This window comes from Thomasclavelia saccharogumia DSM 17460 (genome assembly GCF_000686665.1).
Taxonomy (GTDB): domain Bacteria; phylum Bacillota_I; class Bacilli_A; order Erysipelotrichales; family Coprobacillaceae; genus Thomasclavelia; species Thomasclavelia saccharogumia.
The window spans coordinates 1-11,049 of record NZ_JMLH01000085.1 but is presented as its reverse complement, the minus strand read 5'-3'; the positions used below and the strand labels follow the sequence as shown (position 1 = coordinate 11,049).

11 protein-coding genes are annotated in these 11,049 nt (G+C 30.7%); 7 read left to right on the top strand and 4 right to left on the bottom strand.

The window, feature by feature from the left end; genetic code table 11:
* Positions 1–338: 338 nt before the first annotated feature.
* Complete coding sequence (locus tag BR82_RS15935; RefSeq protein WP_034865120.1) at positions 339–875, bottom strand: TetR/AcrR family transcriptional regulator; 537 nt, start codon at positions 873–875, stop codon at positions 339–341.
* Between the two features lie 167 nt (positions 876–1,042).
* Here BR82_RS15935 and BR82_RS0113325 point away from each other — a divergent pair, with 167 nt between their 5' ends.
* Positions 1,043–2,422, top strand: a complete 1,380-nt coding sequence (locus BR82_RS0113325; RefSeq protein ID WP_034865119.1) for an MATE family efflux transporter — start codon at positions 1,043–1,045, stop codon at positions 2,420–2,422.
* A gap of 104 nt (positions 2,423–2,526) precedes the next feature.
* Positions 2,527–3,036 (top strand): cytidylate kinase-like family protein, encoded by a 510-nt coding sequence (locus BR82_RS15930; protein ID WP_240474566.1) that lies wholly within the window; start codon positions 2,527–2,529, stop codon positions 3,034–3,036.
* A 345-nt stretch (positions 3,037–3,381) separates the two neighbouring features.
* Here the strand turns inward: BR82_RS15930 and BR82_RS0113315 are convergent, their stop codons facing one another.
* The 3 genes from BR82_RS0113315 to BR82_RS0113305 form a co-directional block, all read right to left on the bottom strand.
* Positions 3,382–4,164, bottom strand: a complete 783-nt coding sequence (locus tag BR82_RS0113315; protein WP_027090590.1) for an HAD family hydrolase — start codon at positions 4,162–4,164, stop codon at positions 3,382–3,384.
* A 116-nt stretch (positions 4,165–4,280) separates the two neighbouring features.
* Entirely contained in the window at positions 4,281–5,222 is a 942-nt protein-coding gene (locus tag BR82_RS0113310) for a TIGR03943 family putative permease subunit (protein WP_027090589.1), read from the bottom strand.
* Entirely contained in the window at positions 5,222–6,259 is a 1,038-nt protein-coding gene (locus tag BR82_RS0113305) for a CobW family GTP-binding protein (RefSeq protein WP_027090588.1), read from the bottom strand. The genes BR82_RS0113310 and BR82_RS0113305 overlap by 1 nt, the downstream gene beginning before the upstream one ends.
* Positions 6,260–6,473: 214 nt before the next feature.
* Between BR82_RS0113305 and BR82_RS0113300 the strand changes: the two genes are divergently transcribed.
* From BR82_RS0113300 to BR82_RS15925, 5 genes are all read left to right on the top strand, one after another.
* Positions 6,474–7,067, top strand: a complete 594-nt coding sequence (locus BR82_RS0113300) for a cytidylate kinase-like family protein (RefSeq protein ID WP_027090587.1) — start codon at positions 6,474–6,476, stop codon at positions 7,065–7,067.
* A gap of 67 nt (positions 7,068–7,134) precedes the next feature.
* Positions 7,135–8,517 carry an MATE family efflux transporter gene (locus tag BR82_RS0113295; protein WP_027090586.1) on the top strand — a complete coding sequence of 461 codons (1,383 nt, stop codon included), beginning with the start codon at positions 7,135–7,137 and terminating at the stop codon, positions 8,515–8,517.
* 97 nt (positions 8,518–8,614) lie between these two features.
* Positions 8,615–9,202 carry a cytidylate kinase-like family protein gene (locus BR82_RS0113290; RefSeq protein ID WP_027090585.1) on the top strand — a complete coding sequence of 196 codons (588 nt, stop codon included), beginning with the start codon at positions 8,615–8,617 and terminating at the stop codon, positions 9,200–9,202.
* Positions 9,202–10,542 (top strand): MATE family efflux transporter, encoded by a 1,341-nt coding sequence (locus BR82_RS0113285; RefSeq protein ID WP_027090584.1) that lies wholly within the window; start codon positions 9,202–9,204, stop codon positions 10,540–10,542. Before BR82_RS0113290 ends, BR82_RS0113285 begins: the two co-directional genes overlap by 1 nt.
* A gap of 317 nt (positions 10,543–10,859) precedes the next feature.
* Positions 10,860–11,049, top strand: a 190-nt coding sequence (locus BR82_RS15925; RefSeq protein WP_034864434.1) for a phage integrase N-terminal SAM-like domain-containing protein, incomplete at its 3' end; no start/stop codon positions are given.

Genomic DNA, 11,049 nt, shown 5'->3' with positions numbered 1-11,049 from the left:
CAAAAAACTACTGTTTATGCATTCGTAAATTAGTTAAAATTAAATATAACTAATTTAATTTGATAATATTTTATTCAAATTATTTTATGCCGAGAAAACTTATTTATAGTGGATATTCCTAAGTTATACTTTTTCATAAGCAAAATCTTCTTGATTTTGCTTGGTTTTAACGGTTCTTAGGAATTTGGCTCCACTGTAAATAAGGAAATTGGAATAAATTAATTTGATTGTTTGTGCCATTATATTTTGCTATTTTTTACTAATTAGCTCATATCTTTTACTTCTGTTATCCAATTTAATTTGCCAAAAATTTGTTAAAATAAAATGCTAATCAACATTTATTTAGTCAAATATGGGACAAATTGTGAAGGCAGCACAGTAAGGGCATATTGCGTCATTGTTTCTGGTGACTCCTGCATTTCTCTTGAAAACCACATTTGAAGATGGTTGAAAATTCCGCCGATATAAAAAGAAACTTTATATTGTTCGTCTATAGGCTTACTTGTATCAATTTGTGAATGGAAATGTTTCTCTAATACGTTTAGAAGTATAAGCGACAATCCAGAATTATATATGATGAGTATTTGTTTTTTATATTTAAGATAATGATGAAACATATTTTGGAGATATGATTTTAAATCAAGCTTTTGTGATTTAGTTTTTTCGAGATATTCACACATGATCGAATCTAAAAAATAAAAGATAACATCTTCTTTTCCATTGAAATGCCGATAATATGTAGAACGATTAACACCGGCTTTTGTAACGATTTCTCCAACGGTAATACTTTGAAATTCCTTTTCTGCCATAAGAAGCAATAGACCATCAACAATATAAGACTTCATCATTTCGGAAGTAGTAGATTTTCTTCTCATAAAGCGACAACCCCCCTTTAAATGTTGCAGTTAAGACGTAATTTATTGAAAATGTCTTCCAAATTGTTATAATAAAGAAACATTCGTCTCTTTTTATTGTAATGCAATGTGCATAAAAGTCAAGACGGATAATTTAACAATTTTCAATGAAAGGTGGTATATGTGGCATGAATGAAAATGCAAATAGTTTTTTGGGGGAAGCGCCTATTGGGAAACTAATGGTAAAATTCGCTATCCCCAGTATTATATCTATGTTGATAGCTGCGCTATATAACATGGTAGACCAAATCTATATTGGACATGGTATAGGTTATTTGGGAAATAGCGCAACTTCTGTTGTATATCCATTAACAGTAATCGCTCTTGCGATTGCTTTACTATTTGGAAGCGGCTGCGGGGCGTATTTCAGTATCTGCCAGGGCAAGAAAGAATATGAAAAAGCGTGCAAAGCAGTAGGCAATGCTTCTTTAATGACGCTGATATGTTCCCTTGTTTTAGTCGCTGCTTACTGCATATTTCAGCAACAATTTTTAAACCTGTTCGGGGCAACAGAAAATAATGTGGGATATGCAACGGAATATTTCAGTTATTTGATAATCGGCATACCGTTTTATATGCTTTCCAATATGCTGAATATCATTATACGCGCAGACGGAAGCCCAAAGCTGGCTATGGGAATCAACTGTATCGGCTGCGTTCTGAATATTATCCTTGACCCGGTTGCAATTTTTGTGCTTGACTGGGGCATGATGGGTGCTGCCGTTGCAACTGTATTCGGTCAGACCGTTTCTGGCGTTCTGTCTATTGTTTACCTGTTTCATACCAAGAGTTTCCGGCTGGATAAGCACAGTTTTAAACTGGAATGGAAAACTCTCAAAAATGTGATGACATTGGGAATCAGCAGCTTCTTTACACAGGTAACGATTGTGATTGTAACCGCTGTTTTGAATAATGCCCTTGTTAAATATGGGGCGCAATCGAAATATGGGGCAGACATACCGCTTACAGTAATCGGTATCGTGATGAAAATCTTTTCTGTCGTTTCCGGTATCTGCATTGGGCTTACTATTGGCATACAGCCAATCACAAGCTATAACTATGGTGCTGGAAATATGGGGCGTGTGAAAGAATTGTTTAAAAAAATGCTACTTTCCGAGTTTTGCATTGGTGCGGTTGCCCTGATTGCTTTCGAGGCTTTCCCAGCGCAGATTGTCAGCATATTTGGAAGCGGCGATGCTTTATATATGGAGTTTGCCACACTAACCATGCGTATCTATCTGAGCGGCATTGTGTTTACCTGTATTCAAAAGGGCTGCGGTTCTTTTATGCAGGCAGTCGGAAAACCTCTTTTTTCTGCTACGATGTCGTTGGTTCGTGAAGTTGTCCACATTGTGCTGATATTGGTACTTCCTGTTCACTTTGGCGTTATGGGGATTTTGTATTCCGCTCCGATTTGTGACATTGTAGCGATTATTGTGACTGAAATATTGACAGTACAGCTAATCCAGCATTTAAATGTAAAAGAGGAAACTGCATTTTCAGAATGACGGACAGATAAATGGAGGGTAATAAAATGGATAAACGTATTATAACAATCAGCCGTTAATTTGGTAGTGGCGGCAGGACAATTGGAAAGAAAACAGCGGAACGGTTGGGAATCCCATGCTATGATAATGAACTGATACAAAAAATTGCAGAAAAAAGCGGTTTCACTAGTGATTACATAAAAGAAGCTGGTGAATATGCTCCGGGTGGATGGCTTGCGGCTGCTTTTTCTCCAAGAACTATCACACCAACAAATCAAGACCAACTTTGGGTAATTCAGCAGAATATTATTCTTGAATTAGCAGAAAAAGAAGATTGTGTTATCGTTGGTAGATGTGCAGATTATATTTTGAGTGAAAGAGAAAATTGTCTGAAAGTATTTATTCATGCAAGTATGGAAAAAAGAGCGGAACGGATTGTGCAGAAATATGGTGAATGGGAACAATCGCCCGAACAGCGTTTGAAAGACAAAGACAAAAGACGCGCCACTTATTATCGCTTTTATACGGATATGAAGTGGGGACAAGCACAGAACTATCATATTGCTTTAGATAGTGGAGCGTTAGGAATTGAAAAATGTGTTGAGCTGCTTGCTGAATTATATAAAAGTAATTAAGTACAATGCAAACGTATTTCAAAAATAAAATAGTACAGCTTTTTATAGAGGAAAAGAAGGAATTCCATGACTTGTACAGAAGTGGAGCATATCGTTTGCACATTTTCATGCCTTTTGTAGAGTTGTTATCCGCAACAACCATGTATATAGCAGTACAGACGAGGAACAGGAAATCCAAAAAATATTAAATATTAAAAACCGATATCTAATATCTAGATTTCGGTTTTTAATATTTAAATCATTATTGAAACTTATTATAATCAGCACAAATACTAGTAGCATTTATCCCACCTATCTATTTGACGTATACTTTTATTTATTATTCTTATAAAAAGAAAATAATTTTTAAACTAATTTTTTAAGAACTTGAATAACACCATCTTCTTCATTAGATTTAGCGATATGCTTAGCAATCGTTTTTAATTTTTCAACTCCATTACTCATAGCATATGATTCTTCACAGTTTAATAACAATTCATAATCATTCATTTGATCACCAAAAGCCATACATTCTTCTTTACTAATATGAAAATAATCTTGAATAAATTTTAACCCTGTCCCTTTATTAACATTTTTATTAAAAATATCAAACCAAATCGTACCAGTTGTAACGGCTTGTAAATGATCAGGCAGCTGCTGTTTTATTATATCAACATACTTTTTTGATTCTTCGTTAAAATCAGCTATAGAAAATTTCATAATTTGATCATCGATCATTTTATAATCATCAACAAAAACATAATTATGAAGAAACAATTTTAAAAAATCTTCTTTATCTTGAAATTTTGTAGAAATATAAGAATGTTTTAATCCACAATAAACAATCAATAAATCTTCAAATTCTAATAATAAATTTAGAATATTTTCCTTATCCTCTTGTTTTAATATACTTGTATATAATACTTTATTTTGATATACGATTTTATTACCATTTTCAACAATATATACAAGATCATCTTTTATTAAATCAAATCTATTTTTAACAAGCTCATATTGATTTCCAGTGGCAATAACAAACACAATATTTTTTTCTTTTAATTTATAGAAAATATCATAAAATTCTTTATTAAAACTTTTGTCTTCTCTTAATAAAGTACCATCTAGATCGGTTGCAATCAATTTAATCATAATCCTAACTCCTTTATTCTAATAACACTATTTATTGTATACTAAAAATAATTACGAGTAAATTTAATATTTTGAAAATATTATAAAGAAAAATTAAAAAAGCGTATAACGCTTTTTTAATCAAAAGTCACATATTGATTCTTTAACGGTGGAACAACCTCTAATTGATCAACAGTTAAGATTGGGATATTTACCTGATATTCAGGATCATAATTTATTGAAATTTTTCCTTCAACAACGATCCATTCTTCAGGAATAAGTTTTTTAGCTAAAGGACTAATACAGACCAATCCGATCAATGAAGTATCTTCTTCACAGCATACCATCGCTTGACGTCCTAAAACGAAGCCATTTTCAACCAAACGATCTAAGCCAATAAATTTACCTTTTATCTTAATTATTTTATCAGCATATTTATCAGGATGATCCATAGCATCCATACAAAAAATCCCAAAATCATGATCTTTTATTTCTAAATGATCTTTATTTATATCAAAAGGCAATTCTTCTTCAGTATTCATTGTATCGATCGTACCATTAGGAAATTCATAAATAATTTGGGTATTACTATTAATTGCTTTGATATTATTTCTAAGCATTGATTTTTTAATATTAGCATCGTAACGATTAAAAATAACTAAATCACTAAATAGTACTTGACCATACACTAAAGAACGCATGTTATTTAAATACATAGGAAAGGTAGTTGTATCAATAGTGGTTAATACTTGAGCAACGAACCAGTTTTTAGGAATTATTTCTTTAACAAAGATATTTAGATCCATCATACCATTTGCTTCAATTATAATTTGTGTTGGGTGGTATTCTAATTCTAATTGTTTTAAATCATTTGTAGTAAAATTTTCATGATCTAAAGTAACTAAAGAAGTGTGAGATTTTTTTAAATAAGTTTCATCATAAGCAACTTCACCTTCTTCAAAGCTAATCAATAAAGTGTCTTCATTACTATAAAAATCAGGATTCATCAAAGTATCATTAATAAATGAAGTTTTACCACTATCGAGAAATCCTGCAAAAATATAAACGCGGATATCCATTAGACTGCCTCATTAAATAGAGTTTCTAATTTTGATTGATCAAGATTTTCACCAATAACACAAATTCTACCAGTAAAATCAGCTTTACCGGTACGAATTTCATATTCACCAGGAACTAGATCAAAATACCACCAGTTTTCTTCATCGCTATCAACATAACCTTTTGCTCTTAAAATATTACCAAATGTATGATCAGTACTCAATTTTTTAAGAATATTGTCTAATTGTATTTTTGAATATTTTTTTGGTGTCTGCTCTCCCCAGCTTGTAAAGACTTCATCAGCATGATGATGTTCATGATCACAACAACAATCATGGTGATGTTCATGGTCGTGATTGTGGTGATGGTGCTCGTGTTCATGATGATGTTCGTGATCATGGTCATGGTGATGACCACATTCAGGACAAATATCTAATTGCTCTAATAATTCATTTTGAAGATCATCACTATTACTGAACGCATTAATTATATTTTCCTTAGTTAATTGATCCCATGGTGTAGTAACGATATTAACTTTAGGATTAAAGTTTCTAATAATTTTTAAACATTCATCAAGTTGAAATTCAGTAATATCTTGAGTTCTACTCAAGATAATCAATGAAGCATACTGAATTTGATTGTTGAAAAACTCACCAAAATTTTTAGTATATAAACGACATTTTTTAGCGTCAATAACAGCAAGATAATTATCTAGAACAAGTTTATCGCTATGAACATCATTGACAGCTTTAATTACATCAGATAACTTACCTACCCCAGAAGGTTCAATAATGATTCGATCAGGTTCATAAGTTTCTAAAACTTCTTTTAATGAAGCTTCAAAATCACCTACAAGACTGCAGCAAATACAGCCAGAATTGATTTCGGTGACTTCAATTCCTGCATTATTCATGAATGTTCCATCAATACCTATTTCCCCAAATTCATTTTCGATTAAAACGATTTTTTCTCCTTGATATACTTCATTAACTAATTTCTTTATAAAAGTTGTTTTCCCAGCTCCAAGGAAACCGGATATAATATCTACTTTTGTCATTTGTTTCATCTCCTATCTTCAAGTATTATAACACTATGATTTTTAGGGTTCAAATATTGTAATCGATAGAATTATAGCCAAACTTGATAATATCTAAAAATAAAAACTTACAAAATCTTTTTAAATGTGTTATATTATTTAGGCAATGAGTATTCTTTTATGGATGTAATTCCGATTGTAAAAGAATACTTTTTTGTATTTTGAGGAGGTTAAAATGAAATATCAAGTAATTACAATTGGCCATGAATATGGTAGTGGTGGCCGTAAGATTGGAAAATTATTAGCGAAAAAATTAGGCTACAAGTATTATGATAGTAAAATCACAGCACAGTTAGCTAAAGAAAGTGGTTATGCTTCAGAATTTGTAAAAGAAAATAGTGAGTATGGTGATACAAATACTATTTTATTTGGATTTAATAATTGGTCTAGCGGGGGGATCACGCCAATTGATCAATTATATGTATTACAGCGCAATTTAATAATTAAATTGGCTGATCAAGAGCCTTGTGTAATCGTTGGACACTGCAGTGATTATATTTTGAGAAAAAGAAATGATTGTCTAAATGTTTTTATTCATAGTGATATTGAAGTTAGAGCTAGAAGAGTAACGGATGAATATCGTGAGGATTTAAAAAATCCAATCAAGGAATTGGATAAACGTGATAAAAAGAGAAAGACATATTACCGTTATTATACTAATGGTAAATTAAATGATTTGTCTAATTATCATTTATGTATTGATAGCAGCGATCTATCATTGGATGATTGTGCTGAGCTTATTTATGATATGGTTATGAAAACTAAATAGTGATTCAATGAGTAGCTAAGGCGTAAATCCAATTGAGATTTGCGTTTTTATTTTAAGGAGTGATTATATGGAAATGAAAAATAAGATGGGCTATGTTCCAATTAATAAGTTAATGTTTACAATGGGGATGCCGATGATTTTATCAATGGTCGTCCAGGCATTCTATAACATTGTTGATACTTTTTTTATCTCAAATATTACTTCATCATCAATTGCTGATCTAGCTGATTATGCAATCAATGCTTTAACATTAGCATTTCCGATTCAAATGTTGATGGTTGCTATTGGTGTAGGGACTGGAGTGGGAGTTAATTCATTATTATCAAAATATTTAGGTGAAAAGAACTATGAAAAAGCTAGTTTAGTAGCTGGAAATGCAATTTTTACTGCTATTTGTATGTATATTTTATTTTTACTTTTTGGATTCTTTGGGGTTGATATATTTTTAAAGAGTCAAACTTCTAATGAATTAGTATTATCTTTAGGTTCATCATATTTAAAACTTTGCTGTATTTTATCTTTTGGATCAATTGGTTCGATGATTTATGAAAAACTATTACAAAGTACGGGGAAAACACATTTATCAACTGTTGCCCAATTAGTAGGAGCGCTAACAAATATTGTTTTAGATCCAATTTTGATTTTTGGGTTATTTGGTTTGCCTAAAATGGATGTTGTAGGAGCGGCTTTAGCGACAGTTATTGGCCAAATTTTAACACTAGTTCTAGACATGATCTTTCATTATTGTTTTAATAAAGAAATTGATGGTAAATTGGTTTATTTAAGACCTAATAAAAAGACTATTATTGGAATATACAGAGTTGGGATTCCGGCAATTATCATGCAGTCATTAATGTCTGTTATGTCATATGGAATAAATATTATTTATGGTTTAGTTAGTGAAACAGCTGTTACTGCATTTGGTATTTATTATAAGATTCAACAATTTGTTTTCTTTGCGGCTTTTGGAATAAATAATGCAATGATTCCAATAATTGCATTCAACTATGGAAAACAAGATAAAAAACGTGTTAAAGATGGAATTAAGTATGGGATGATTTATACTCTTGTTTTAATGGCAATTGGATTGTTGATTTTAGAAATATTTGCTGATCCTTTAGCTAAAGTTTTTTCTTTAAATCAAGATTCGACAAAAATGACAGTTTTAGCTTTACAAATAGTACCTTTAGGATATTTATTTGCAGGAGCTAACATTGCTTTTCAGGGAATTTATCAAGCTTTAGGATTTGGAATAAAATCATTGATCTTATCATTAGTCAGATTGATCATCGTGACATTGCCTGCAGCATGGATCTTTACATTATTTAGTAATGCTGATACGATGATTTGGTGGGCTTTTCCTCTTGGTGAGCTGGTAGCGTTTATTTTAGGATTATATTTCCAGAGAAAAATCAATCAGGATTGTATTAATAAGATAAAAGATAATTAAGGATATACTTTGGTTATATCCTTTTTTTATAGAATAAGAAAATTAGTAACATAAGTTAAATTATGTTAGAATATAAAGTATAGAGGAGGTAATACTTATGAGTAAAAAAATTATAACTATTGCTAGGGAATATGGTTCAGGGGGCCGGCTTATTGCTCAAAAAGTAGCTGAAAAATTAGGGCTGGTTTACTATGACAATGAAATTATTGATTTAGCAGCGAAAGAAATGGGATTTAATGTTGATGTGATAAGAAAAGTGTCAGAAGAAAAAGCATCGGGATTTATGTATAGTTTATCATCAAGTGCTTTTACATTACCGTTAAATGATCAAGTATATACAATGCAGTCAAAAATAATCCGTCATCTAGCTGATTGTGACAATTGTATTATTGTTAGCGGTTGTGCTGATTATATTTTAGAAGATTATGATAATGTATTAAAAGTTTTTATTCATGCGCCATTAGAATCAAGAATTCGTCGTGTTAAGGAAAGTTATAAAGAAAAGCAAGATGACTATAAAAAATATGTAATTAAAAAAGATAAAACGAGAAGTAATTATTATAATTATTATACGACCAAAAAATGGGGTCAATTAAAAAACTTTGATTTAACAATAAATAGTGATTTAGGAATTGATAAAGTGGCTGAGATAATTGCACAAATATATCTAGAGGGTAATTTTTAATGGCAGTTGAAAATAAAATGGGGGTAATGCCAGTAAATAAATTATTAATTTCAATGTCTTTACCAATGATTATTTCAATGCTCGTTCAGGCTATGTATAATATTGTTGATAGTGTGTTTGTGGCTCAAATTAGCGAAAATGCTTTAACTGCTGTTTCTTTGGCTTTTCCGTTACAAAATTTAATGATTGCTTTTGCAAGTGGAACTGCAGTTGGTGTAAATGCGTTATTGTCTAGGAGTTTAGGGGAGAAAAATCAAGATCAGGTAAATAATACGGCTATAAATTCAATTTTTGTCTATATTATTACAGCTTTAATTTTTATGATTATTGGTTTATTAATGTCAAATTTATTTTTTAAAATTCAGACTTCAAATCAAGAAATAGTTGATTATGGAACGGTATATGTGATGATCGTTGTGGGGTTATCGTTTGGTTTATTTGGACAATTTTTGTTTGAACGATTATTACAAGCGACAGGGAGAACTTTATTTACAATGCTGACACAAAGCATTGGAGCAATTATTAACATTATTTTAGATCCGATTTTTATCTTTGGAATGTTTGGAATGCCAAAAATGGAAGTTGCAGGAGCGACACTTGCTACAGTGACTGGTCAAATAGTTGCTTTTATGTTAGCGTTGATTTTTAATATCAAATATAATCATGATATTTCTTTTCAGTTTAAAGGGTTTAAACCTAATTTACATATTATTAAACAAATTTATTCAGTAGGCATTCCTTCAATCATTATGTTATCTATTGGTAGTATAATGACATTTGGAATGAATAGTATTTTAATTAGTTTTTCAACTACTGCAACAGCAGTATTTGGAGTTTATTTTAAATTACAAAGTTTTGTATTTATGCCAATCTATGGTTTAAATAATGGGATGATTCCAATTATCGCTTATAATCTAGGGGCTAGAAAGATAGATAGAATGTTTAAGACAATCAATCTAGCAATAGTTTACGCCATTGGAATTATGATCATTGGCGTAATTATTTTTGAATTTATGCCCCAAACCTTATTAGCTTTTTTTAATGCTTCACCAGATATGATCAAAATTGGGACGACGGCACTTAGAATAATAGCGATTCATTTTATTCTAGCAGGATATTCAATTGTATGCAGTGCTGTATTTCAAGCAGTTGGTAAAGGTACTTATAGTTTATTAACATCATTAATTAGACAATTATTTGTTTTATTGCCAACAGCCTATATTTTATCTTTTTTTGGAAATATTGATTTAATTTGGTTATCTTTTCCAATTGCCGAGGTAGTGGCGGTAATTATTTCTGCATTTTTATTTATGAAGACAAAGAATCGCTTAAGTTTTTAAAATATTGATGTTATTATGCTGTAAAATATAATTATATTGTGATAGTTATTTGAGTTTCGATAAAAAATAAAGAACAGGCAAAAAGTTATGATTCTTACTTGATAATAGGTAATTAAGAACCAAAGTTATTCACAACTTGCCTGTTTTTGTTTACTTTACAAGGAAAGTCTGCCTCGAATATATTGTACTAAAACGCTACGCGTTAGCTCAATTCTTTCTTTATGTTTTCTATATTTTTTTGTTTGCCATCTTTCTTATGATGGCTTTTTTTATTTATAATTTAGTTGTCATTTTATAACAGAAAGGACTGATTAATTATGAATACTAAATCTATAAATGACAAAATCAAACAATTTCCTATCCTTAATGATGTTAGGATCGCTCTCGATTTAAAAAACCTTGCCGATAAAACTATTATCAATTATATGGACGGTATCGCTCGTTTTCTTGATTTCATTAATTATGACAATCTTTTTGATATTAACGAAGACCACTTCAGAGATTATC